This is a genomic window from Streptomyces sp. NPDC048172, from assembly GCF_043202595.1.
In the GTDB taxonomy this organism is placed as follows: domain Bacteria; phylum Actinomycetota; class Actinomycetes; order Streptomycetales; family Streptomycetaceae; genus Streptomyces.
This window is the reverse complement of record NZ_JBIDAT010000004.1, coordinates 209,194-233,645: the sequence shown is the minus strand read 5'-3', so window position 1 is coordinate 233,645 and position 24,452 is coordinate 209,194. Positions and strand designations below refer to the sequence as shown.

21 protein-coding genes and 1 tRNA gene are annotated in these 24,452 nt (G+C 71.8%); 6 read left to right on the top strand and 16 right to left on the bottom strand.

Annotated features, from left to right (window positions below; translation table 11 throughout):
* Positions 1-96 precede the first annotated feature (96 nt).
* Both ACGF3A_RS18835 and ACGF3A_RS18830 read left to right on the top strand, forming a co-directional pair.
* Positions 97-969 (top strand): helix-turn-helix domain-containing protein, encoded by an 873-nt coding sequence (locus ACGF3A_RS18835; RefSeq protein ID WP_393731890.1) that lies wholly within the window; start codon positions 97-99, stop codon positions 967-969.
* 63 nt (positions 970-1,032) lie between these two features.
* On the top strand, positions 1,033-1,701 hold the full coding sequence (locus tag ACGF3A_RS18830; protein ID WP_393731132.1) for a DUF4097 domain-containing protein: 669 nt from the start codon (positions 1,033-1,035) through the stop codon (positions 1,699-1,701).
* Here the strand turns inward: ACGF3A_RS18830 and ACGF3A_RS18825 are convergent.
* On the bottom strand, positions 1,688-5,029 hold the full coding sequence (locus ACGF3A_RS18825) for a BTAD domain-containing putative transcriptional regulator (RefSeq protein WP_393731130.1): 3,342 nt from the start codon (positions 5,027-5,029) through the stop codon (positions 1,688-1,690). The two genes, ACGF3A_RS18830 and ACGF3A_RS18825, sit on opposite strands and share 14 nt — an antisense overlap.
* Positions 5,030-5,134: 105 nt before the next feature.
* On the opposite strand from ACGF3A_RS18825, the gene ACGF3A_RS18820 reads away from it, so the two are divergent.
* Both ACGF3A_RS18820 and ACGF3A_RS18815 read left to right on the top strand, forming a co-directional pair.
* On the top strand, positions 5,135-6,034 hold the full coding sequence (locus ACGF3A_RS18820) for an NAD(P)-dependent oxidoreductase (protein WP_393731129.1): 900 nt from the start codon (positions 5,135-5,137) through the stop codon (positions 6,032-6,034).
* A gap of 38 nt (positions 6,035-6,072) precedes the next feature.
* Positions 6,073-6,432: a chorismate mutase gene (locus ACGF3A_RS18815; protein WP_393731127.1), complete on the top strand. Its 360-nt coding sequence runs from the start codon at positions 6,073-6,075 to the stop codon at positions 6,430-6,432.
* A gap of 30 nt (positions 6,433-6,462) precedes the next feature.
* Here ACGF3A_RS18815 and pyk read toward each other — a convergent pair whose 3' ends face one another.
* From pyk to pepN, 5 genes are all read right to left on the bottom strand, one after another.
* Positions 6,463-7,887 carry a pyruvate kinase gene (gene pyk / locus ACGF3A_RS18810; RefSeq protein WP_393731126.1) on the bottom strand — a complete coding sequence of 475 codons (1,425 nt, stop codon included), beginning with the start codon at positions 7,885-7,887 and terminating at the stop codon, positions 6,463-6,465.
* Between the two features lie 142 nt (positions 7,888-8,029).
* Complete coding sequence (locus ACGF3A_RS18805; RefSeq protein WP_393731124.1) at positions 8,030-8,752, bottom strand: SIMPL domain-containing protein; 723 nt, start codon at positions 8,750-8,752, stop codon at positions 8,030-8,032.
* Positions 8,749-10,155, bottom strand: a complete 1,407-nt coding sequence (locus tag ACGF3A_RS18800) for a lysine N(6)-hydroxylase/L-ornithine N(5)-oxygenase family protein (RefSeq protein ID WP_393731889.1) — start codon at positions 10,153-10,155, stop codon at positions 8,749-8,751. The genes ACGF3A_RS18805 and ACGF3A_RS18800 overlap by 4 nt, the downstream gene beginning before the upstream one ends.
* A 5-nt stretch (positions 10,156-10,160) precedes the next feature.
* Complete coding sequence (locus ACGF3A_RS18795; protein ID WP_393731122.1) at positions 10,161-11,585, bottom strand: pyridoxal phosphate-dependent decarboxylase family protein; 1,425 nt, start codon at positions 11,583-11,585, stop codon at positions 10,161-10,163.
* A 190-nt stretch (positions 11,586-11,775) separates the two neighbouring features.
* Positions 11,776-14,292, bottom strand: a complete 2,517-nt coding sequence (pepN, locus tag ACGF3A_RS18790; protein ID WP_393731119.1) for an aminopeptidase N — start codon at positions 14,290-14,292, stop codon at positions 11,776-11,778.
* Between the two features lie 49 nt (positions 14,293-14,341).
* Between pepN and ACGF3A_RS18785 the strand changes: the two genes are divergently transcribed.
* Positions 14,342-14,932 (top strand): dienelactone hydrolase family protein, encoded by a 591-nt coding sequence (locus ACGF3A_RS18785; RefSeq protein WP_393731117.1) that lies wholly within the window; start codon positions 14,342-14,344, stop codon positions 14,930-14,932.
* Positions 14,933-14,936: 4 nt separating this feature from the next.
* Here the strand turns inward: ACGF3A_RS18785 and ACGF3A_RS18780 are convergent, their stop codons facing one another.
* The gene (locus ACGF3A_RS18780) at positions 14,937-15,707 is read right to left on the bottom strand and encodes a transcriptional regulator (RefSeq protein ID WP_393731116.1); all 771 of its coding nucleotides are present in this window, start codon (positions 15,705-15,707) and stop codon (positions 14,937-14,939) included.
* A gap of 109 nt (positions 15,708-15,816) precedes the next feature.
* Positions 15,817-15,890, bottom strand: a tRNA-Leu gene (locus ACGF3A_RS18775).
* A gap of 96 nt (positions 15,891-15,986) precedes the next feature.
* On the opposite strand from ACGF3A_RS18775, the gene ACGF3A_RS18770 reads away from it, so the two are divergent.
* The gene (locus ACGF3A_RS18770; protein ID WP_393731114.1) at positions 15,987-16,655 is read left to right on the top strand and encodes an ANTAR domain-containing response regulator; all 669 of its coding nucleotides are present in this window, start codon (positions 15,987-15,989) and stop codon (positions 16,653-16,655) included.
* 79 nt (positions 16,656-16,734) lie between these two features.
* On the opposite strand, the gene ACGF3A_RS18765 is transcribed toward ACGF3A_RS18770, so the two are convergent.
* From ACGF3A_RS18765 to ACGF3A_RS18730, 8 genes are all read right to left on the bottom strand, one after another.
* On the bottom strand, positions 16,735-17,451 hold the full coding sequence (locus ACGF3A_RS18765) for an ABC transporter ATP-binding protein (protein ID WP_393731888.1): 717 nt from the start codon (positions 17,449-17,451) through the stop codon (positions 16,735-16,737).
* The gene (locus tag ACGF3A_RS18760; RefSeq protein WP_393731112.1) at positions 17,448-18,362 is read right to left on the bottom strand and encodes an ABC transporter ATP-binding protein; all 915 of its coding nucleotides are present in this window, start codon (positions 18,360-18,362) and stop codon (positions 17,448-17,450) included. The genes ACGF3A_RS18765 and ACGF3A_RS18760 overlap by 4 nt, the downstream gene beginning before the upstream one ends.
* Before the next feature lie 3 nt (positions 18,363-18,365).
* Positions 18,366-20,201 carry a branched-chain amino acid ABC transporter permease gene (locus ACGF3A_RS18755; protein WP_393731887.1) on the bottom strand — a complete coding sequence of 612 codons (1,836 nt, stop codon included), beginning with the start codon at positions 20,199-20,201 and terminating at the stop codon, positions 18,366-18,368.
* Positions 20,202-20,206: 5 nt separating this feature from the next.
* Positions 20,207-21,136 carry a branched-chain amino acid ABC transporter permease gene (locus ACGF3A_RS18750; protein WP_393731110.1) on the bottom strand — a complete coding sequence of 310 codons (930 nt, stop codon included), beginning with the start codon at positions 21,134-21,136 and terminating at the stop codon, positions 20,207-20,209.
* A 101-nt stretch (positions 21,137-21,237) separates the two neighbouring features.
* Positions 21,238-22,479: a branched-chain amino acid ABC transporter substrate-binding protein gene (locus ACGF3A_RS18745; protein ID WP_393731108.1), complete on the bottom strand. Its 1,242-nt coding sequence runs from the start codon at positions 22,477-22,479 to the stop codon at positions 21,238-21,240.
* A 303-nt stretch (positions 22,480-22,782) separates the two neighbouring features.
* A complete protein-coding gene (locus ACGF3A_RS18740; RefSeq protein ID WP_393731106.1) occupies positions 22,783-23,397 on the bottom strand; it encodes a hypothetical protein in 615 nt (204 codons plus the stop codon).
* A 4-nt stretch (positions 23,398-23,401) separates the two neighbouring features.
* Positions 23,402-23,776 carry a hypothetical protein gene (locus ACGF3A_RS18735; RefSeq protein WP_393731104.1) on the bottom strand — a complete coding sequence of 125 codons (375 nt, stop codon included), beginning with the start codon at positions 23,774-23,776 and terminating at the stop codon, positions 23,402-23,404.
* Positions 23,777-23,969: 193 nt separating this feature from the next.
* On the bottom strand, positions 23,970-24,431 hold the full coding sequence (locus ACGF3A_RS18730) for a PaaI family thioesterase (RefSeq protein ID WP_393731102.1): 462 nt from the start codon (positions 24,429-24,431) through the stop codon (positions 23,970-23,972).
* Between the last annotated feature and the right edge of the window lie 21 nt (positions 24,432-24,452).

Here is a 24,452-nt window from a genome sequence, read left to right as displayed (position 1 = left end):
TCGACTGATCCCCGTACGCTGCTCCCCTCGATAGCCGGTGGACCGGTGGGACCGAGGGGAGCTGGCGCGGTGGCCGAACGGAAGTACCAGTCCTGGATGCGTTATTTCACCCCCGGCCCCGTCCACCATCGCCTCGGCCTCGTCTGTCTCGGCGTCGGCATGCAGCACGGCCCGCTCCCGCCCGTCGGCCCCCGCACCCTCGACCACCACGTCGCGATCGTCGTCAGCGCGGGCCGCGGCTGGTGCCAGGACACGGAGGGGCGGCGCCACGAGGTCATCGCCCCGGCGCTGCTCTGGATCACCCCCGGCGTCCCGCACCACTTCGGCGCGGACCCCGAGGAGGGCTGGGACGAGGCGTTCGTGGACTTCACCGGCTCCGCCGTCGCCGCGTACACCGAACTCGGCTGCATCGAGCCCGGCCGTCCCCTCGTCCCCCTCACCGACGCGGGACCGGCGCGCGGCGCGATCACCCGCATCACGCGCGCCGCGCGGCAGGGCAATCCGCTGCTGGAGATCGAGACGGCCGCCGCCGTGCACGAACTCCTCGTCGCGCTGCGCCGCACCCGCGCCGACACGACCGCCGACGGCGCCCCCGTCCTGGAGGCCCTGGCCCGCGACGCGTTCCTGCCCCTCTCCGTCGCCGAGCACGCCGCGCGGCACGGCATGACGGCCGCCGAACTCCGCACGGCCGTACGGCGCAGCGCCGGGTGCAGCCCCAAGGACTACGTGCTCGGGATACGGCTCGGCCGCGCGAAGGAGCTGCTCGCCGGGACCGATCTGCCCGTCTCCACGGTCGCCCGCCGCGTCGGCTACGACGACCCCGCCTACTTCTCCCGCCTCTTCACCCGCCGCGTCGGCATGGCCCCCGTACGCTTCCGCGAACAGCAGGGCCGTACGGTCCCCGGCGGCTGGAGCCACACCGTTCCCGACCCGGACCGCCCGCCGATGATCAGCCACGCGCAACCCTGACGCCCCTCGCGAGGTCTCTCCGCACGCAGGCATCACACACGTACAGCGGGGGAGCGTCCAGTCATGCGTCAACGGTTCCGGATCATGGGGTTCGTGGCCCTCGCCGCCGCCGGAGCGGTCGGCACGAGCGCGTGCGGCCTGCTGCCGGAGGAGGAGATGGAGGACGACACGAAGGTCAGCGAGAAGATCGTCTCCGTCCGCCTCGACACCGAGTCCGGCGACATCACGCTGCGGGGCGAGAAGGACGCCCCGGGAGTCTCCCTGCACCGCGAGATCGAGTACAGCGGCGAGAAGCCCGGCGCCTCCCACAGCGTGCAGGACGGCGTGCTGACCCTGAAGGGCTGCGGCGAGGACTGCGAGGTCAGCTACACCGTGGACCTCCCCGCCGGCCTCCCCGTGTCGGGCAGCACCTCCCACGGCGACATCACCCTCCGGGCCATGGGCACGACCGACGTCAGCACCAGCAACGGCGACGTCAAGGCCGACGGGCTGACGGGCAGGTCCCTGCGCGCCGAGTCCTCCAACGGCTCCCTCGACCTGTCCACCGCCGTCCCTCAGGACATCCGCGTCAACTCCTCCAACGGCGACGTCACCGTCCACCCCGCGAAGGGGCCGTACCGCGTCGAGGCCAGTACGAGCAACGGCGACAAGACGCTGAAGGTCCCCGACGAGAAGAAGGCGCCGCATCTGCTGGACCTGAGCAGCAGCAACGGCGACATCACCGTGGAGTAGCCGCCAGCGCGGTGGTGAACTCGGCGTCGAAGGCCGGGCCGCCGAGGGCCGTGCGGCAGCGGGCCGTCACGCGGTCCACGTCCGCCCGCTCGCCCGCGGCCAGCGGGGCGCCCGCCGCGCGGCGGGCCCTGTCGGCCGCGCCGAGGAGACGGGCCGCGTACGCCGGGTCGCCGCCCAGCGACACCGCCCCCGCGAGCCCCTCCCGGGCGAGGGCGACGCCCCGGGGATCGCCCACGGTCCGGGCGTCCTTGAGCCCTTCCTCCTGGAGGGCGCGCGCCGCCTCGGCGTCCCCGCGCAGCTCGGCCACGAAGCCGAGTTCGGCGAGGACGAGGGCGGTTCCCGGCAGGAAGTCCGCCCGGCGGTGCCACTCCAGCATGCGCCGCAGCTGGGCCTCCGCCTCGTCGAGCCGTCCCGCGCGCCGGGCGGTGAGTCCGAGGCCGATCTCCGCGTGCGCGACGCCCGCCGCGTACCCCTGCCGTACGGCCCTGCCGCGGGCCCGCTCGTGGAGCGCGGCGGCCTGCTCGTACCGTTTCGCGAGCATCTCCACCGAGCCCAGGTGGGTCAGCCACGCGGTGGCCTCGGCCTCCAGGCCCAGCTCCTCCGCACCGGCGAGGCCCTCGCGTACGAGACGGCGGGCCTCCTCGTAGTCGCCGGAGATCTGGGCGAGCGCGGCCAGCACCTCCAGGGACTGCAACCGGCCCCAGCGGTCGCCGCGTTCGCGGAACCCTTCGCCCGCGCGGAGCGCGTCGCGGCGAGCCGCGTGCAGGTCACCGCGGATCAGCGCCTGGTTGGCCCGCAGTCCCACCAGTACGGTCTCGCCCCACCCGTCACCCGCACCCCGCGCCAGCTCCAGCGCCTCGGGCAGCAGCTCCTCCCCGGCGACCAGCTCACCGGCCGTCCACAGCGCGAGGGTGAGAAACCCCGCCGCCCGCGCGTGCGCCAGGCCGTCCGGCTCGCCGTGCACCCCGCCGTCCGGCGGGGCATCCGGCCCGCCGGGTGGCCCGCTGTCCGGCCCGCTGTCCGGTTCGGCGCCCGGTTCGCCGGGTGGCCGGGCGTCCGGTCCGGCCTGTGGCGCGCGTTCCGGACGCGCCCTCCGCGGCGGCGCGTCCGGCCCGTGCTCCCGCTCCCCGAACGCGTCCAGCGCCTTCCGCCACCCCGAGGCGGCCCCGCCCTCCCCGGGGCCACCGGCGAGGAGCACCGCCCCCGCGTGCCGGGTCCGGGCCGTGACGAGCAGGGGGTCCGGCGCCGCGGAGCCGCCGCGGTCCGTCGCCGCGAGCGCCGTGTCCAGGGCGCGCAGGGCCTCGCTCGTACGGCCGCGCAGGAACCAGTACCAGCTCTGGGCCGTGACCAGCCGCAGCGCGCGGTCCGTGGCGCCGTGGGCCAGCGACCAGTCGAGCGCGGCACGGAGGTTCGCGGTCTCGGCGTCGAGGCGGGCGAGGGCGTCCCGCTGGCCGGGCCCGCGCAGCCGGGCGTCGGCGTGCTCGGCGAGCGCCGTGTAGCAGCGCGCGTGCCGGTCCCGCACGCGCTCCGTCTCGCCCGCCTCCGCGAGCCGTTCGAGGCCGTACGCGGCGATGCTCTCCAGCAGCCGGTAGCGGCGCGGCGCGTCGGGCCCGCCGTCCACCGGGACCACCAGCGAACGGTCCACCAGCCGCGCCAGCGGCGCGAGAACGTTGTCCTCCGGTACGCCCTCGCCCCCGCACACCTCCTCGGCGGCACGCAGCGTGCAGCCGTCCGCGTGCACGGCGAGCCGCCGCAGCACGGCGCGCTCGGCGTCGTCCAGCGTCTCCCAGCTCCAGTCGATCGCGGCCCGCAGCGTCCGCTGCCGCGCGGGCGCGCCCCGTTGCCCGCTGCCGACGCGCTCGCCGAGCAGCCGGAACCTGTCGTCGAGCCGGTCCGCCAACTCCCGTACGCCCAGCGCCCGTACGCGCGTCGCCGCCAGCTCCAGCGCGAGGGGGATGCCGTCCAGGCGGCGGCAGACCGCGCGCGCCGCCTCCGCGTCGGCGTCCGCGCCCTCCCCGGCGCGGGCGGCGAACAGCCGCAGCGCGTCCTCCTCGGCCAGCGGCTCGACGGGGCGCACGGTCTCGCCGGGGAGCGCGAGGGGCTCGCGACTGGTGGCGAGCACCCGCACACCGGGCGCCGCGCCCAGCAGCGCGCCGGTCAGCGCGGCGGCCTCCCCGACGACCTGCTCGCAGTTGTCGAGGATCAGCAGCAGCTCGCGGTCGCGCAGCACCTCGGTGAGGCGTTCGACGGGCGCCCTGCGCGCCTCGTCCCGAACCCCGAGCACCGCCAGCACGCTCTCGGCCAACGCGTCCCGTGAACCGGCGCCGCCGCACTCCGGGTGGTGCGCCGCCAGCTCCACCAGCCACACCCCGTCGCGGAACCGGTCCGTCAGGCCCGCCGCCGTCTCCAGCGCGAGCCGCGTCTTGCCCACGCCGCCGGGGCCCGTGAGCGTCACCAGCCGCGCCGCGCCGAGCACTTCGCGTACGGCCGCGACCTCGCGCTCCCTGCCGATGAGCGGCGTGAGCGGGGTGGGCAGAGGGGACGTGGCCCGCGCGGGAGGAGCGGCGTCACCCGTACTCACGGCCTGTTCCGGCCGGCGCAGCTCGGGTGCCTGGCGCAGCACCGCCCCGTGCAGGTCCGTCAGCTCGGGCCCGGGGTCCACGCCCAGCTCCTCGGCGAGCAGCGCCCGGACGCGCTCGTACGCCGCCAGCGCCTCGCTCTGCCGCCCCGCGCGGTACAGCGCGCGGATCTGCGTGGCGCGGAGCCGCTCGCGCAGCGGATGCCGCTCGACGAGGTCGCCCAGCTCGCCGGTGAGCGCGGCGTGCTCGCCCCGCTCCAGCCGGGCCTCGGCCCACTCCTCCAGGGCGGTGAGCCGCTCCTCCTCCAGCCGTACGGCGGCGGCGCGTACGAACTCCTCGTCGGCGAAGTCCGCGAACGCGGGCCCCCGCCACAGCGCGAGCGCCTGTCCGAACAGCTCGGCGCGGGGCCCGGGGCTCTCCTCCTCGCGCGCCCGCGCCGTCAGCTCGTGGAACCGTCCCGAGTCCACCGCGTCCCCGGCCGCGCGCAGCAGGTACCCGGGCGGGCGGCGCACCACCAGGTCGCGGCCGACCGCCCGGCGGAGCTGGGAGATCTTGGTCTGGAGGCTGTTGGCCGGGTCGCGGGGCGGACGGTCGCCCCAGAGCGCGTCGGTGAGCGTCCCCGTCGGCACGGGCCTGCCCGCGTGCACCAGCAGATGCGCCAGCAGCGCACGGACCTTCACCTCGGGAACGGCCACGGGATCCCCGTCGGCGCCCCGCACCTCCAGCGGACCCAGCACCCCGAATCGCATGCGCACACGCTAACCCGGCCCGGCGGCCCGGCTGCCCGGCGGCTCCTCAGAGAACCGTCAGGGAATCGTCGGAGAACCGTGCGCGCACTCCGGCACGGTGACGCCATGACCCAAACCCTTAGTTCCACCTCGACCAAGAGTCCCGTCACCGTCCTCGGCCTCGGCCCCATGGGCCGCGCCCTCGCCGCCGCGTTCGTCGAGGCCGGGCACCCCACGACCGTATGGAACCGGACCTCCGGCAAGGCGGCCGAGCTGGAGAAGCGCGGCGCGGCCGTCGCCGCCACCGCCGCCGAGGCCGCCGCCGCGAGCCCCCTGGTGATCGTCTGCGTCCTCGACAACGACGCGCTGCGCGCGGTCACCGCCCCCGCCGCCGAGGCCCTGCGCGGCAGGACCCTGCTCAACCTCACCTCGAACGCCGCCGACCACGCCCGCGAGACCGCCGCCTGGGCCGCCGAGCACGGCATCGACCACCTCGACGGCACCATCATGACCCCGACGATCACCATCGGCGGCCCCGACGCCGTCTACCTCTACAGCGGCCCCGAGGAGCTGTACGAGCGGCACCGCGCGACCCTCGCCGCGCTGGGCGGCACCGGCACGTACCTCGGCGCCGACCCCGGTCTGGCCGGGGCCTACGACGCCTCGCTGCTCGGCTTCTTCTGGACCGCCGTGACCGGGTACGTCCACGCGCTGGCCCTGGCCCGCGCCGAGGGCGTCGAGCTGACGGACCTCGCGCCGTTCGCACAGAACCTCGGGTCGCTGATGGCGAGCGTCACCCACGTGTTCGCCGAGGACGTCGAGAAGGGGCGCTACGAGGGCGACGAGTCCAACATCCGCTCCGTCCGCGCCGGGCTGGCCCACGTCCTGCACGCCGCCGAGGGCAAGGGCCTGGACAACACGGTGCTGCGCGCCGCCAAGGCCCTCACCGACCGCGCGGTCGCCGACGGCCACGGCGAGGCCGCCATCAGCCGCCTGGTGGAGACGGTGGCCGAGCCCGCGTCATAGGCTTGGCGGTCCCGACCGACGACTCCGCAGGGGCAGACATGGCAACCACGCGAGGCGAGCAGACCGACACGACCGCCGCGCCGGACGCGACCGACGCCGTACGGGAAGAGCTGGGATCCCTGCGCGACAGCATCGACAACATCGACGCGGCCGTGGTGCACATGCTCGCCGAGCGGTTCAAGTGCACGCAGCGGGTGGGCCGCCTCAAGGCGGACCACCGGCTGCCGCCCGCCGACCCCGCCCGCGAGGCCCGCCAGATCGCCCGCCTCCGCGAACTGGCCCAGGACGCCAAGCTCGACCCGGCCTTCGCGGAGAAGCTCCTCAACTTCATCATCGCCGAGGTGATCCGCCACCACGAGCAGATCGCCAACCACACGGCGACCGGCGACGGAGCCTGACGCGGGCTGCCCCGCGGGCTGCTCCTCGGGCTACTCCTCCTCGCCGAGGCGGTGCACCCGCACCAGGTTCGTGGAGCCGGGGACGCCCGGCGGGGAGCCCGCGGTGATGATCACGAGGTCGCCGCGCTCGCAGCGGCCCAGCTTCAGCAGCATCTCGTCGACCTGGTCCACCATCTCGTCCGTGCTCTGCACCATCGGGCCGAGGAACGTCTCGACGCCCCACGTCAGATTGAGCTGCGAGCGGGTCGCGAGGTCCGGGGTGAAGGCGAGGACCGGGATGGGGGAGCGGTAGCGCGAGAGGCGGCGGACCGTGTCGCCGGACTGCGTGAAGGCGACGAGGAACTTCGCGCCGAGGAAGTCCCCCATCTCGGCCGCAGCCCGCGCCACCGCGCCGCCCTGGGTGCGCGGCTTGCTGCTCTCCGTGAGCGGCGGCAGGCCCTTCGCGAGCATGTCCTCCTCGGCGGCCTCGACGATACGGCTCATCGTCCGCACCGTCTCGATCGGATACTTGCCGACGCTCGTCTCGCCGGACAGCATCACCGCGTCGGTGCCGTCCATCACCGCGTTCGCCACGTCGGAGGCCTCCGCGCGGGTCGGGCGCGAGGCCTCGATCATGGAGTCCAGCATCTGGGTGGCGACGATCACCGGCTTCGCGTTCCTCCGGCACAGCTTGATCGCGCGCTTCTGCACCAGCGGCACCTGCTCCAGCGGCATCTCCACGCCCAGGTCGCCGCGGGCGACCATGATGCCGTCGAAGGCGTCCACGATGGACTCCAGGTTCTGCACCGCCTGCGGCTTCTCCACCTTGGCGATGACGGGCAGCCGCACGCCCTCCTCCGCCATGATCCGGTGCACGTCCTTCACGTCGTGCCCGCTGCGCACGAACGACAGGGCGATGACGTCGGCCCCCATGCGCAGCGCCCAGCGCAGGTCCTCGACGTCCTTCTCGGAGAGGGCGGGCACGGAGACCGCGACGCCCGGCAGATTGAGCCCCTTGTGGTCGGAGACCATGCCGCCCTCGACCACGACCGTCCGCACCACCGGGCCCTCGACGCCGGTCACCTCCAGGGTGACCCGCCCGTCGTCCACGAGGATCCGCTCGCCGCGGGTGACATCGGCGGCCAGCCCCTCGTACGTCGTCCCGCACATCGCGCGGTCGCCCTCCGTCCGCTCGACGGTGATGGCGAACTCGTCCCCGCGTTCAAGGAGTACGGGCCCCTCGCGGAAACGGCCGAGCCGAATCTTCGGACCTTGAAGGTCCGCGAGGATGCCGACGCTGCGCTTCGTCTCCTCGGCGGCGGCGCGCACCCGGTGGTAACGCTCCTCGTGCTCGGCGTGCGTGCCATGGCTCATGTTGAAACGAGCCACGTCCATCCCGGCCGTCACGAGCGTCTTGATCTGCTCGTACGAATCGGTGGACGGGCCCAGTGTGCTGACGATCTTTGCTCGGCGCATACTGCGAGCCTACGACTTACCCGCCCGTAGATGGCTGCCGCCAGAGGAATGTCCAATGCCCTTTCCGTGAAAGGGCATTGGACGGAGAACGGCCAACTAATAAAGTGCGCGGGCACTCGCTCCGATGAGCAGAATTCCCTTCTCAGGTGAGCGTGGGAGGGCTCATCAGAAATCGCGCGTTCACCTGAGCCCGCACCGTCTGCCGCTGCGGCTCCAGATCCAGCGCGGGCGCCGCCTCCGCCGCACCCCCGTACGCCGCCCGGGCCATCCCGCCCGGCGCCGCCGGATACGGCGGCGGAGGCCCCGGCTCCTCCGCGCCCAGGTCCGCCAGCTCCACCAGCGCCACCAGCGAGGCGCCCAGCGCCTCCGCGTACTCCCGGGCCCGCGTCACCGCCTCCCGCACCGCCTGCTGCCGCGCCTCACGCCGCGCGGGCGACCCCGGCCGCAGCTTCCACCACGGCCCCTCCACCTGCGTCAGCTCCAGATCCGCCAGCCGCGTCGTCAGCTCGCCCAGCGCCGTGAAGTCCGCGACCTCCGCCGAGACCCGCACCCGCCCGTGATACGTACGGATCCGCTCCCGCTTCCCCTTCTCCGTCAGCTCAGGACGCACGCTGAACGAACCCGTCTCCAGCTTCTCGACGGCCTCCCCGTACCCCTTGATCAGCTCCAGGACCCGCGCGTTCCGCCGCGTCAGATCCTCCAGCGCCGCCCGCCGGTCCGTGCCCCGCGCGCTCACCGTCACCCCGATCGACGCCACCTCCGGATCGAACTCCAGCAGCGCCTCGCCGCGCACCGCCACCCGCGGCGCCTCGGCCGTACCGAAAGGAACAGGAACTCCGGAAGCGGAGGGCTCAGATATCGTCATGGCGCACACTCTCTCAAGCCCGCGCCCACCGGCGCCCCACGCAGCCCGAAACTCGTGAACGCGCTCCGCCGCGGCAGCGGAAGGACCTCCTCACCCGCCAGCGCGTTCACGATCACCGCGCTCCGGTGCGCCGCCAGCCCCAGATCCGGCTCACCCACCCCCAGCGCGTGCCGCGCCGCGTTCTGCACGAAGACGCTCCCCGTCACCGACGGATCCAGCACCAGCCGGTGCGCCTCGTCCACCCGCGGCCGCTCCGCCGAGTCCCGCCGCACATACGGATCCAGCGCCGCCAGCATCCCGCTCGCCGACCGCTCCTCGTACCCCGTCGCCAGCACCACCGCGTCCGTCGTCAGCCTGCTGCGCTCGCCCTGGTCCTCATGCACCAGATGCAGCTCCAGCCGCGTCGTCCCCAGCCGCCCCGCCGTCCGCACGCTCACCCCCGGCGTCAGCACCGCGTCCGGCCAGCCGCCGCCCACCGTCCTGCGGTACAGCTCGTCATGGACCGCCGCCAGCGTCCCGGCGTCCACCGCCTTGTGCAGCTGCCACTGCTCCGGCACCAGCCGGTCCCGCACCTGCTCCGGCAGCCCGTGGAAATACCGCGTGTAGTCCGGCGTGAAGTGCTCAAGACCCAGCTTGCTGTACTCCATCGGCGCGAACGCCGGACTCCGCGTCAGCCAGTGCAGCCCCTCCCGCCCCGCCGGACGCCGCCGCAGCAGATCGAGGAACACCTCCGCGCCCGACTGCCCCGAACCGATCACCGTCACATGCCCCGCCGCCAGCAGCCGGTCCCGGTGCTCCAGATACTCCGCCGAGTGCACCACCGGCACCGTCGGCGCCTCCGCCAGCGGACGCAGCGGCTCCGGCACCCGCGGCGCCGTCCCGATGCCCAGCACCAGATTCCGCGCGTACGACCGCCCCAGCGCCTCCGCCTCACCGGCCGCGTCGACCTGCGTGAAGTCCACCTCGAACAGCGCCCGTTCCGGATTCCAGCGCACCGCGTCCACCTGATGCCCGAAGAACAGCCCCGGCAGCCGCTCGCTCACCCACCGGCAGTACGCGTCGTACTCCGCGCGCTCGATGTGGAACCGCTCCGAGAAATAGAACGGGAACAGCCGCCCCTCCTCCCGCAGATACCGCAGGAACGACCACGGGCTCGACGGATCCGCCAGCGTCACCAGATCCGCCAGGAACGGCACCTGCAGCGTCGTCCCCTCGACCATCAGCCCCGGATGCCAGCGGAACTCCGCCCGCTGCTCGTAGAACGCCGTCCGCAGCCCCGGCACCCCGTGCGCCAGCGCCGCCAGCGACAGATTGAACGGGCCGACGCCCACCCCCACCAGATCCAGCGGCGCCTCACCCGGCGCCTCCCCGGCCGCCTCGCCCACAGGGCCGGTCTCCTCCATGGCCGTCATCGGCGTCCCTCCGGAACCGCGTCGTGCACGAGCTTCAACAGCGCCGCCAGATCGTCCGGTCGCGCCTCGGGGTTCATCAGCGTCGCCTTCAGCCACAGACGCCCCCGCAGCTCAGCCCGGCCCAGCACCGCCCGCCCCTCCGCGAGCAGCCGCCGCCGCACCAGCGCCACCGTCGCGTCGTCCGCCCCCGCTGGGCGGAACAGCACCGTCGACATCGGCGGACGCGCGTACAGCTCGAACCGCCCGTCCGCCTCCACCATCCGCGCCAGCCGCTCCGCCGCCGCGCACACCCGCTCCACCAGCGCCGCCAGCCCCTCCCGGCCCAGCGCCCGCAGCGTCACCGCGACCTTCAGCACATCCGGACGGCGCGTGGTGCGCAGCGAACGGCCCAGCAGGTCCGGAATCCCCGCCTCCGTGTCGTCGCCCGCGTTCAGATAGTCCGCGCGGTGGTCGAGCGGACGCAGCGCCGCCGCCTCCGGCACCACCAGCAGACCCGCCGCCACCGGCTGCCACCCCAGCTTGTGCAGATCGAACGTCACACTGTCCGCCCGCTCCAGCCCCGCCAGCCGCGCCCGCAGCCGCTCACTGAAGAGCAACGGACCGCCGTACGCCGCGTCCACGTGCCAGCGCGCCCCGTACCGCGCCACCACCGGACCGATCTCCAGCAGCGGATCCACATCCCCGCTGTCCGTCGTCCCCGCCGTCGCCACCACCAGCGCGGGCTCACCCCGCGTCTGCTCCAGCGCCACCTCCAGCGCCGCCGGATCCAGCACCCCACGCGGCGCAGGAACCACCAACGGCGCCTCAAGACCCAGCAGCCACGCCGCCCGGTGCACACTGTGATGCGCGTTCGCCCCGCACACCACCCGCACCGCGCCCCCGCCCCGGTACCGCCGCGCCCGCTCTCTCGCCAGCAGCACCGCCAGCTGATTCGCCTCCGTACCGCCCGTCGTCACCAGCGCGTCCGGATCCTCGTCCGGCGCCCCCTCGTACACCAGCCGCGCCAGCTCACGGCAGACCAGCGCCTCCAGCTCCGACGCCGCCGGAGCCTGGTCCCACGAATCCATCGACGGATTCAACGCCCCCGCCGCCACATCCGCCGCCACCGCCAACGCCAGCGGCGGACAGTGCAGATGCCCCGCACACAGCGGATCCGCCGGATCAGCGGCGCCCCGCGCCACCAGCCGCACCAGCGCGTCCAGCGCCTCCCGCGCCCCCGAACCCCGCTCCGGCAGCACCTCCCGCACCGTCCGCCGTACGTCCGCCGCCACCGCCCCCGGACCCCCCGACGGCAACGGCCCGCCCCGCGCCCCCGCCCCACCCGCCAGCGCCTCCAGCACCGACCCCAGCAACGGACGCAGCGCGGCGGGACCCTCGGCCCCACCCGCGAGCAGGCAGGAACCATCGGCGAACGCAGACATGGGCGGGCTCTTTCCGTACAAGATGGTTAGGGCGCCCTAACCTAGGCGCCGCGCCCGCGCCGGACGGCGATCTCGCCGCTTCTTCGCCCGAAGGGGGTACGGCCGTACGGAACGCCGCCGGAGATCTGATAAAGGGGCCGGAACGGGCCCTGCGGACAGCCCCGTTCCGGCCCGCGACTCGCTCCGCGCCTCAGCTTCCGGCGGCCTCCCGCACCCGCAGCGCACGCCGCAGATCATCCAGCTGATCCACCCACGCACGCCGCAGCGCCCGCACCGGAACACCCGACCGCAGACACTCCTCACCCCGCGCCAGCGTCCCCGCGTCCACCCACATCCTCGGGAACGCGTACCGCCCCGCCAACTCCGCCAACGACGCGCCCCGCCGCTCCGACACCCGCACCGCGTCCGCGAAATACCGCTCCGCGAACCCGCCCAGCAGACCCGCCTGCTCCGGCTGCCAGAAACCCTGCGCCGTCGCCGCGAACAGATAGTTCGACAACGCGTCCTCAGTGCCGAACATCGCCTCCCACGCAGCCGCCTTCCCCGCCGCGTCCGGCAGCGCCGCACTGCACCGCGCCGCGCCCTCCTCACCCGTCGCGCTCGGATCCTCCTCCAGCGCCGCCTCCACGTCCGCGACCCCCACCGCGCCCAGCACCGCCAGCCGCAGCAGCAGCCGCCACCGCAACTCCGCGTCCAGCTCAGGACCGCCCGGCACCATCCCCGCCGCCCGCCACGTCGCCAGCTCCCCCGGCGACGTCGCACAGTCGATGAAGTACCGCACCGCCGTCAGCCGCACGCCCCCGTCCCGCGCGCCCACCCCCTCCAGCAACTCCCGGCACGTCTCCGCCAGCAGCCCCAGCACCTCGTCCCGCGCCGCCCCGCCCGCCACGAACCGGTCCGCGACCTGCACCCGCGCGAACGCCAGCACACCCTCCACGATCGCGTTGTCCGACTCCGCCGGAAGATGCGCCCGCACCGTCCGCACATACTCCAGCGGCGCCAGCTCACCGTCCCGCACCATGTCCCGCGCCGCGTTCCACAGCACCGCCCGCGACAACTGCCCCGGCAGCCCCGACAGCGCCCGCCGCGCCGTCTCCCACGACCGCGCGTCCAACCGCACCTTCGCGTACGTCAGATCCCCGTCGTTCAGCAGCAGCAGATCCGGCTGCGGCCCGTCCAGCCGCACCGACAGACCCCCCTCCGCCGGAACATCCCGCTCCAGCCGCTCCCGCAGCACCAGCCGCCCCGGATCCGCCGGCGCCTCGTCGTACAGCCCGATCGCCAGCCGGTGCGGACGCCCACCCCGGTGCTCGACCTCCACCTCGCTGCCCTCGGCCCGAGGCACCAGCGTGTCGACACCCGTCGTCCGCAGCCAGCGCTCCGCCCAGCCGTGCACATCACGGTCCGACGCACGCGAGAGCGACTCCAGGAAATCCGCCAGCGTCGCGTTCCCGAACCGGTGCCGTGCGAAATGCTCGTTGATCCCCGCCAGGAACGCCTTCTCACCCAGCCACGCCACCAACTGACGCAGCGCCGAGGCACCCTTCGAGTACGAGATCCCGTCGAAGTTCGTCCGCGCCGCCGCCGTGTCCGGCACCGCCTCCGCCAACGGCGCCACCGGATGCGTCGAAGGACGCTCGTCCGCGTCATAGCCCCAGCACTTGCGCGACACCCCGAAATCCGTCCAGGCGCCCGTGTACTCCGTCGCCTCGCACAGCGTCTGGTACCCCATGTACTCCGCGAACGACTCGTTCAGCCAGATGTCGTCCCACCAGCGCAGCGTCACCAGATCGCCGAACCACATGTGCGCCATCTCGTGCGCGATGACGATCCCGCGCGTCTCCCGCTCCGTCGCCGTCACCGCCGACCGGTAGATGAACTCGTCCCGGAACGTCACCAGCCCCGGATTCTCCATCGCCCCCGCGTTGAACTCCGGCACGAACGCCTGGTCGTACGAGTCGAACGGATACGGCTCGTCGAAGATCTCGTGATACCGGTCGAAGCACCGCCGAGTGAGGTCGAACAGCTCATGCGCGTCCGCCTCCAGATACGCACCCAGCGACTGCCGCACATGCAGCCCGAACGGCAGCCCCGCGTGCTCCGTCCGCACCGAACGGTACGGACCCGCCACCACCGCCATCAGATACGTACTGATCCGCGGCGTCCGCGCGCACTCCCAACGCCCCTCGACGTCCCCGGTCCGCGCCGCCACCCCGTTCGCCAGCACCGTCCACTCCGCAGGAGCGGTCACCTTGACATCGAACTCCGCCTTCAGGTCCGGCTGATCGAAGCACGCGAACACCAGCGGCGCGTCGGAGATGCAGCACTGCGTATAGACGTACGCCCGCCCGTCCACCGGATCCACGAACCGGTGCATCCCCTCGCCGACCCGCGAATACCGCATCTCGGCCTCGACCCGCAGCTCATGCGCGCCCCCCTCCAGCCCTCTGAGGGGGAACCGCCCCTCCCGCAACTCCCCGGCATCCAGCTCGACCCCGTCCAGCACCACCCGCCCCAACGCGGCGGGCCGCACCTCCACGAACGTGTCGTCGTCCGGACCCTCCCGCACCGTGAAGTGAACAGTCGTGATCGAACCGAACGTCTCCTCGCCCCGCGTCAGATCGAGGTCGATCGCGTATTCCTGGACATCCAGCAGCTGGGCTCGGGCCTGCGCCTCATCGCGCGTCAATACGGACATGCGCGCCATACTCCCGCACGCGCGGCCGACTGTCAGACCCACCCGCTATACATCTCCCATGACCGAGATCGTGCTCTTCCACTCCGTCCTGGGCATCCGCGCGGGAATCACCGACGCCGCCGCCCGCTTCCGCGCCGCCGGCCACACCGTCCACACCCCCGATCTCTACGAGGGCCGCTCCTTCGACACGTACGACGAGGCGTTCGCCTTCCTCGCCTCCATCGGCGGCATCCCCGAACTCATCACCCGCACCCAGGCCTCCGTCGAGCACCTCCCCGAGGACGTGGTCTACGCGGGCTTCTCCAACGGCGGCGCCTCCGTGCTCCTCCTGACCGCCACCCGCCCCGGCGCCCGCGGAGCCCTCCTCTTCCACGCCGCGATGCCGCTCACCGCCTTCGAGATGGACTTCACCTGGCCCCACGGCGTCCCCGCCCAGGTCCACTACGCGACGGGCGACCCGTACCGAGAGGAGGCCGGCATCACAGGCCTAGCCGCGGAGGTCCGCGCGGCGGGAGCGCCCTTCGACCAGTACGACTACGAGGGCACAGGCCACCTCTTCTCCGACCCGGAACTCCCGGAGGAGTACGACAAGGAGTCGGCGGAGCTCATGTTCTCCAGAGCCCTGGAGTTCCTGGAGCGGGTCGGCTGAGCGGTCAGCTCTTGGGCCCGACGTGCGCGTCCATAAGGGCCACGGAGGCACGTCGGGCGACGGAGATGTTGTGCCCGCCCCTGCGGTGGCGGGCGCTCTTCCACTCCACCCCGAGGTTGTCGAGGGTGTCGGTGAACAGGCGCAGGATGTCGTCGGACTTGTTGGTGAAGAAGTAGCGCGGGTACTCGTACCGCTTGCGCTGCCCGGCGACCGTGCGGGTCGTCCAGTTCGTGATCCGGCACCCGTCGGAGTGGATGAGCCCTCGGACGAACGCCCAGGGGTGCTCGTCCACGATGGTTTGCTGCCAGGGTTCGAGCGCGATACGGCGGTCGTGTTTCCGGCCGGGGCCGTGCTGGGGGAGGAGGCACGGCCAATGGCTGTGGTAGGCGGTCACGTTGACGCAGCCCTGCCGCTGCACGCGGAACACGCTCTTCTCGGGGCAGACCGCCTTGACCGCCCGCTCGCACTCCACGATGAGCCTCGGCCACGCGTCGGCGCACGCGATCCGTAGGAAGTACGTACGGGCGAGACGGCTGACGCAGCCGTCCCCGAGATAGAGCCCGAGCAGATAGCTGTACGCGGCGGTGTCCGGAGGGAGCCCGCCCGGGTTCTCGCAGCGCCAGCAGGCCACGCCCCGGGAGGGTGCCGGGTGCAGCCGCTGTTGCCATGACCGGAGCGACCAGCGTGATATGCCCGTCTCCCGGCTCACGGAATTGAGACTGCGGCCCTGGGCGAGCAGGGCGAGGGCGCGCTTTCGGGTGGGGAGGTCGTACATAGCCGCAGGATTCGGCACGGTGTGCGGATTCTGCGTCTGCGGGGGAGGGATTCGCTCGAAGTGGCGAAGCTATGCGATTTCGCTGGCAATCTTCGAATCAAAGGTAAAGTGCCCCGGGTCGGACTCGAACCGACACTGCATGGGTTTTGAATCCATTATCTCTACCAATTGGATTACCGGGGCCAGTGGAATCGAAGGCAAGAACCCACCCGCTGTGCCCACACCATACAGGACCTGGGTAGGCTCTTACCTCCCACCTGTGCGGAAACGAGGAGCCCAGTGAGCACCGCGGACGTCCCCGAGCCTGAGACCACACCCACGGCGGAAGCCGAGCCCGGCGGCAGCGAGCACGTCCCTCCGACCACCACCCGCGTCGTCATCGCCGAGGACGAGGCGCTGATCCGGATGGATCTCAAGGAGATGCTGGAGGAAGAGGGCTACACGGTCGTCGGGGAGGCGGGCGACGGGCAGGCCGCGCTGGAGCTGGCCCGTGAGCACCGTCCTGACCTGTGCATTCTCGATGTGAAGATGCCGGTGCTCGACGGCATCTCGGCGGCCGAGAAGATCGCGGAGGAGAGCATCGCGCCCGTGCTGATGCTCACGGCGTTCTCGCAGCGCGAGCTCGTGGAGAGGGCGCGTGACGCGGGGGCGATGGCGTATCTCGTGAAGCCGTTCAGCAAGAGCGACGTGGTGCCCGCGATCGAGATGGCCGTCTCGCGGTTCACGGAGCTGAAGGAGCTGGAGAAGGAGGTCGCGGACCTCTCGGAGCGGCTGGAGACGCGGAAGCTGGTGGACCGGGCGAAGAGCGTGCTGCAGACGCAGTACGGGCTGAGTGAGCCCGCCGCGTTCCGCTGGATCCAGAAGACGTCGATGGACCGCCGGCTCTCGATGCGCCAGGTCGCGGAGGCCGTGATCGAGGACGGCGAGGAGCGGAAGAAGAAGCAGTAGCGGAGGAGAGAGAAGAGAGAGGGGCCCGGCGGAACGGAATTCCGCCGGGCCCCTTCTCTGTCTGCTCTGTGCGTGCGGCTCAGTCCTCGCCCAGGTACGCCTTGCGTACCGACTCGTCGTGCATGAGTTCCTCGCCGGTGCCGGACAGGGAGATCTTGCCGATCTCCATGACGTGGCCGTGGTCGGCGAGGGAGAGGGCGGCCTGGGCGTTCTGTTCGACGAGGAGGATCGTCGTGCCGTCGGCCTTGAGTTCGCTGATCGTCGACATGATCTTCTGCATCATGATCGGCGAGAGGCCCATCGAGGGTTCGTCGAGCATGAGGAGCTTGGGCCGGGACATGAGGGCGCGGCCCATGGCGAGCATCTGCTGTTCGCCGCCGGAGAGGGTGCCCGCTGCCTGGCGGCGGCGTTCTCCGAGGATGGGGAAGAGGTCGTAGGCGCGCTGGATGTCGCTGGTGACTCCCTCCTCGTCCTTGCGGAGGAACGCTCCGAGCTGGAGGTTCTCCTCGATGGAGAGCCGGGGGAAGATCCGGCGGCCCTCGGGCGAGTGGGCCATGCCCATGGCGACGATCTTGTGTGCGGGGACCCCGAGGAGCGGGACGCCGTCGAAGGTGATCTTTCCGGCGAGGGGCTTGAGGAGGCCGGAGAGGGTGCGCAGGGTGGTGGTCTTGCCGGCGCCGTTGGTGCCGATCAGGGTGACGACCTGGCCTGCCTCGACCTGGAACGAGATGCCCTTGACGGCTTCGATCTTGCCGTAGGCGACCCGCAGGTCCTCGACTTCGAGCAGGGCCATCAGCCCTCGCCCCCTTCCTGCTCACGCGAGCCCTCGCGCGAGTCCTGCTCGCGCGATCCCTCGGCTGCCTGGACCTCGGCGATCTCCGCCTCGCCGGGTTCGCCCTCGAAGGGGGTGCCGAGGTAGGCGGCGATGACGCGGTCGTCGTTCTGGACGGTCTCGGGGCTGCCCTCGACCAGTTTCTCCCCCTGGACGAGGACGGCGACGCGGTCGCAGAGGTTGAAGATGAACCGCATGTCGTGCTCGATGACGAGTACGGCGGTGCCCTGTTCCCGTACGGCGAGGACGAGTTCGCGGGTGGCCTCGGTCTCGGACGAGGTCATGCCCGCGGTGGGCTCGTCGAGCAGGAGCAGCCCCGGCTGGCTGGCGAGGGCGCGGGCGATCTCCAGCTTGCGCTGCTCGCCGTAGGGGAGGTTGCGGGCGAGGTGTTCGCGTTTTTCCTGGAGGCCGGTGAAGCGGAGGAGCTCCATGGCCTGGTCCTCGGATTCGCGTTCGGCGCGGCGGAAGCCGGGGCCGCGCAGGAGGGCGGAGAAGAGGCCCTCGCTGGTGCGGGTGTGGCGGCCGACGAGGACGTTCTCCAGGACGGTCATGTTGGCGAAGAGCCGGATGTTCTGGAACGTACGGGCGATGCCTGCCTGGGTCACCAGGTGGGAGCGGTGGGGCAGGACGGTGCCCTTGTAGCGGACGGTGCCTTCGGTGGGGATGTAGAGCCCGGTGAGGCAGTTGAAGAAGGTGGTCTTACCGGCGCCGTTGGGGCCGATGAGGCCGACGATCTCGCCGCTGTCGACGGTGAGGTTCACGTCGTGCACGGCGGTGAGGCCGCCGAAGCGCATCGTGACGCCGGAGGCGTCGAGGACGGCCCGGCCGTCGGCCGGGGGCGCGGCGGCCCGGTCGGTCTTCGTCGTGGTCGTCATGGCTCACGCCTCCGCTTTGCCGAGACCGGGGGCGTCGCCCGGGGGCACGTCGAGCTGCCCGGTCTCGTGGAATTCGAGCTGCTTGCGCCGGTCGGCGATGAGTCCTTCGGGGCGGAAGCGCATCAGCAGGATGAGCGCGATGCCGAAGAGCAGCAGCTGGTAGTCGGCCATGAACTGCAGCTTGGCCGGGATGAGGTAGAGCAGTGCGGCGCCGATGAGGGGGCCGCTGACGGTGCCCATGCCGCCGAGGATGACGGCGATGAGCAGGAACGCCGAGTTCGGTGGAGCCGTATGCACGAATTTGTACGATTCTGGGTTCACCGAGAATTCGACGTGGGCCAGGACCGTACCGGCCATTCCGGCGAGGGTGGCGCCGAGGGCGAAGGCGAGGACCTTGAACCGGAAGGCGTTGATGCCCATGGCGCGGGCCGCGGTCTCGTCCTCGCGGATGGCGATCCAGGCGCGGCCGATGCGGGAGTTGTCGGAGCGCCGGAAGATCGTGACGACGATCGCGGTGAACACGAGCATCAGCAGGTAGTAGTTGGCGAAACGGCCGATCTCGAAGCCGAGGATGTTGTGTTCCTCGCCCAGGTTGAAGCCGAAGAGCTCCAGGTCCGGGATGTTGGGGATGCCGTTGGGGCCGTTGGTGATGTTGGGTCCGGAGTCGCCGTCGAGGTTCTGGACGGAGATCCGGAAGATCTCCCCGAAGCCCAGGGTGACGATGGCGAGGTAGTCGCCGTGCAGCCGGAGCGAGGGGAAGCCGATGATCAGGCCGAAGACGAGTGCGACTCCGGCGCCGAGGAGCACGGCGGCCCAGAAGGGCATGTGGACGCCGAAGCCGTCGGGCGATCCGGAGACGAGCGCGGCGGTGTAGGCGCCGACGCCGAGGAAGGCGACGTAGCCGAGGTCGAGGATGCCCGCGAGGCCGACGACCATGTTCAGGCCGAGGGCGACGGTGCCGAAGACCAGCACGCTGACCGCGATGTTGGTGTACGCCTCGTTGCTCTGGGTCAGGGGGAAGAGCAGCGCGGCGACGAACGCGGCGGCGAGGGTGACGCCCCGGTGCTTCGCGGTGAAGGCGGAGAGCCGCTTGGTGAGTCCGGCGCGTCCGACGGCGGGTGCGGCGAAGGCGGCCAGCACGAGGAAGCCGATGAACGGGGGGCCGTCCTCGGCCTCGATGCCGTACGCGAAGACGTACAGGCCGATGCCGCAGGAGGCGCAGATGATGAGGATCTCGGCCCAGCCGGGGAGTTCGTCGCGCAGCCGCTGGGGCGCGGGTGCCTTGAGCGCGTTGAGGAGCCGCTTCCAGAAGTTGGGTGCTTCTCCGGTGAGCGGGTCGACTTCGGAGGGCAGGTCGGAGGGGAGGGCGAGCGCGCCGATCAGGGCGATGAGCGAGCCCGCGACGCCGACCCACATGCCGGGTTCGAAGTTGACGACGCCGCCGAGCTGTTCGGCGATGGCGCCCGCGGTGTACCAGGTGACGCCGAGGGTGCCGGTCGCGGAGAGCAGCACGGCGCTGTGCTTGCCGCCGGGGGTGAGCCAGCGCAGTCCGCGCAGGCCCCAGGAGGAGGCGAGGAAGGCGGCGGTGAGGATCGACCCGATGAGGGTGAGGATCTGCAGCCCTGCGGGGTAGAAGGCGATGGTGAGGTCGCCGGGGAACTCCGCGGTCCAGGTCCAGGCGAGCATGGTGCTCGCGAAGGCGACGACGGAGCCGAGTGCGACGAGGATCCGTGCGAGGCCGAGGTTGGAGTCCGCGTCGGGGCGCAGCCGGAGGGGCGCGCCCTGGCCGGTGGCGGTGTGCGCGGTGGCGGTGGTGTCCTTCGTGGAGGAGGTCGTCATGGTGATCACGCCCGATCCGCGAGACGCTCGCCGAGGAGGCCCTGTGGTCGTAGCAGCAGGACGAGGATGAGCAGGACGAAGGCCCAGACGTCCTTCCAGGAGCCGCCGCCGAACTGCTCCATCCCGGGGATGTCGCCGATGTAGGCGGTGGCCATGGCTTCGGCGACGCCGAGGACGAGTCCGCCGACCATGGCGCCGTAGATGTTGCCGATGCCGCCGAGGACGGCGGCGGTGAACGCCTTGAGGCCCGCGATGAAGCCCATGCGGAAGTTGACCTCGCCGGTCTTGAAGCCCTGGGCGATGGCGGCGATGGCGGCGAACGCGGCGCCGATGGCGAAGGCCATGACGATGATGCGGTCGGTGTTGATGCCCATGAGCTTGGCCGTGTCGGGGTCCTGCGACGTGGCCTGCATGGCGCGGCCCGTGCGGGTCTTGGCGACGAAGACACCGAGGGCGATCATGCACACGGGGGCGGCGATGAAGATGAAGAGGTCCTCGCGGGAGATCGTGACGAAGCCCAGGTCGTAGTCGCTGCCGCTGAACTGCGGGAAGGGACGTGCCTTCTTGGCGTCGGGGTAGAACGACCAGACGGCCTGCTGGAGGGCGAGGGAGAGGCCGATGGCGGTGATGAGGGGCGAGAGCCGTGGCCCGCCGCGCAGTGGCCGGTAGGCGAAGCGTTCGGCGCCGACCCCGACGAGGGTGGCGCTGACGACGCCGAGAAGGATCATGAGGGGCAGGGCGAGTGTGAGGCCCGTGCCTTCGGGGAGCCAGAGATACGCGGTCAGCGCGCCGAAGCCGCCGATCATGAATATCTCGCCATGAGCGAAGTTGATGAGCTGGACGATGCCGTAGACCATCGTGTACCCGATCGCGATGAGGCCGTACAACGCGCCGAGTGCGAGTCCGTTCGCCAGCTGATCCGGCAGATCTTGCACCGGGAGTCCTCCGGGGATGTGTCAGATACGGCTGCGCGGGGGCGCTGGTGGCGCCCCCGCGCAGCAGCAGAGATGTACGGGAAGGGCGGGTTCCGGGTGGGTCAGTCGCCCTGGAACGTGCCGGTCTTGACGGGCTTGTGCTTGCCGCCCTTGACCTCGTAGACGGAGAGCTGCTTGTTGGTGGTGTCGCCGTACTTGTCGAAGGAGACCTGTCCGGTGACGCCGCTGAAGCTGACCTTCTTCATGGCTTCGGTGACCTGCTTGCGGCCGTCGTCACCCTCGGGCAGCTTGCCGTCGTTCTTCTCGACGACGGCCTTGACCGCCTGGATGATGGCCCAGGTGCTGTCGTACGAGTAGCCGCCGTAGGCGTCGTAGAAGGCCTTGTAGCCTTCCTTCTTGTAGTTCTTGATGAACGTCTTGGCCGTGTCGAGGGTCTCCAGGGGAGCGCCGACCGAGGTGGCCATGTCGCCTTCGGACTTCTTCTTGTGCAGCTTGATGTACTCGGGGCTGTAGAGCGCGTCGCCGCCGACGGTGGGCAGCGTGCCGCCCGCCTTCTTGATCTGGGCGGAGAGCGGGGCGCCCGCGGGGTACTCCATGCCGAGGTAGACGAAGTCGGCCTTGGACTTGGCGACCTTGGTGGCCACGGCGGAGAAGTCGCGGTCCTCCGGGTTGATGTGGTCGCTGCCGACGACCTTGCCGCCGAGCTTCTTGAACTCGTCGCTGAAGGTTCCGGCCAGTCCCGCGCCGTAGGTCTTCTTGTCGTCGATGACGTACGCCTTCTTGAACTTCCGCTCGTTGAAGAGGTACTGGGCGGCGTAGGGGCCCTGGACCGCGTCGGTGGTGGAGGTGCGGAAGTAGGTGTCGAAGAGGCGCTTCTTGTCGCCCTTCTGCCAGTCCGGGCCCTGGGAGAGCTGGGGCGCGGTGTTGGCGGGGGAGACCTGCACGAGGTTGGCGTTGCCGAAGACCTTCTGCATGGTCTGGCCGACGTTCGAGTTCAGCGGGCCGACGACGCCGTAGACGTCCTGGTTGCCGACGAGCTTGGTCGCGTTCTGCTGGCCGGTGCCCGCCTGGGCCTGGTCGTCGAGCGGCTCCAGCTTGAAGGTGACGCCCTCGACCTCCTTGTTCTTGTTGGCGGTCTTGACCGCCAGGTCGGAGGAGTTCTTGATGCCCTGGCCCAGCGCGGACAGATCACCGGTCAGGGGGGCGTCGAGCCCGATGGTGACAGTGGTCTTGTCGCCGCTGTCGCCTCCGCCGCCGCTGTCGTCGCGGGACCCGCACGCCGACAGCGTGAGGGCGCCCGCCGTGACGGCGGTGGTGAGTATGAGCAAGGAACGGTGACGCACGATCAGTCCTTTCCCCAGGCGCGGCCCTCGATGGATGAGTGGCCGTACTGCGTTCTGCGGGGGTCGCCCCCCGTACCCCCGAGCGGGGGCCGTACTGGTGACGCGGATCGGTGCTCGCAACGCACGCCCGGCGGCGCGGTGACTGGCGGTGACTCTATGGGTGAGGGCCGAAGTAAGGCAGAGGTCAAGTCGAGGATGTGACTCTCTTGTTATGACCGGGCCCGTTCGGGGGCGTGATGATCAACATCCCTGGTATGACGGGGAAGTTGCGGACACGTAAGCCGTCATGAAGCCGCAGCGTGCTCAGGGGGTGTGAGCTGAGTCCTTGACGGGGGGTTCGCATACCGTACGGAATACGCGCGTCAGTGCGTGTGCGTAACGATCTCCGGGGATCACACTCAGATGCTGTGAGGCCCGCGCATTACGCAGCGTCACTTCGAGGAAGGGCAGGCGTGCCTGGACGGGCAGTCCCTCGCAGGAGCGGATGTGCGCGCGCAGTTGCAGGTTCCGGGGCGTCTCGGGCCTGACGGAGAGGGGGCGCGGGGGCTCCATCGAGACCTCCAGCGCCTCGTAGCCCTGGGTGACGCGCGAGATGGTCACCGGATCGTCCGTGGTCACCCGCAGCGCGATGGAGAACGTCCGGGCGCGCGGTGAGGTCGTCGCAACGTCCAGGAAACGGATGTCGGTGCTCTGCGCCGGGTACGGCACGAGGCGCGCGGCGTGCCGCCTGCCCTCGGGATGCTCGGACGGCCCGGAGTTCACCCCGTACACGGTCGCGGCGACGACGAGCGCGAGCGCGGCTCCGCCCACGGTCCCGTGCCGCACCCTGCGCGGCAGCGCCGCCCACCGCTCCCGCAGCGGCGGCGCCTCGCTGCCGCTGGTCAGCGTGTCGGGGCGGGGGTCCGGAGGGGCGCTCACGCCGTCACCCGGGCCAGCCGCCGGAGGAGGCGGGGCTCTCGGAGCTGAGGGCGGCGCACCGCTCGCGGGCCTCGCGTTCGACGAACGCGTGCGCGGCGCGGCGCCCTTCGTCCGCGCGGATCCGCCGGGCCTCCTCGGAGAGCTTCAGCACCAGCGTGTTCTGCCGGTCGGAGAGCCCTTTCTGCTGGTAGTCGGACTGGTCGCCGCCGCCCGGCTTGAGCGCGTCCTTCGCCCAGCGCGCGACGATCCCGGCGCACAGCTCGGCGGGCGGGGTGGTCCGGCTCCGCGGCTCCGGCCGCCCCGAGCCCCCGTCCGTACAGCCCGCGAGCACGACGACGAGGCACGACGCTGCACAGGCGGTACGGCGGATGTCCCCCATGCCGAGGAAAGTAGCGTCACCCCGCCCAGCGGGAAAGACATCGCGTCAGAGCCGGGGCCCCGTCAGGGGCGCGGGGCTGTGTCGATTTGCGGCTCCGCCGCGTGGGCGCGGGGAACTGCGCGACAAGCCACGACTCACCCGCAGACTGCGACGGACGGAACGGGGCAGCCCCTTCCCAGCTCAGAAGAGAGGATCAGGCCACCTCGGCGTCACGCAGAAGGCACGTAAGCCGCGCGGTGCACACCCGCTTGCCCTCCTCATCGGTGATCGCGACCTCGTACGTGGCGGTCGTACGCCCACGGTGGACCGGCGTGGCGACACCGGTCACCAGGCCCGACCGCATCCCCCGGTGGTGCGTGCAGTTGAGGTCGACGCCGACGGCGAGCTTGCCGGGGCCGCCGTGCAGCATGGCGCCGACCGAGCCGAGGGTCTCGGCGAGCACGGCGGAGGCGCCGCCGTGCAGCAGCCCGTACGGCTGGGTGTTGCCCTCGACGGGGAGGGTGCCGACCACGCGCTCGGGGGCTGCCTCCAGCACCTGGAGCCCCATGCGCTCGCCGAGGTGGCCCGCGGAGAAGAGGGACGGGAGGTCGAGGCCCGATCCGCTCCACTGGTCCAGGACGGCCTGGGGGAACTTGGTGCTGGACTGCTCACCCATGAGCGGCGGCTCCGTTCGTGC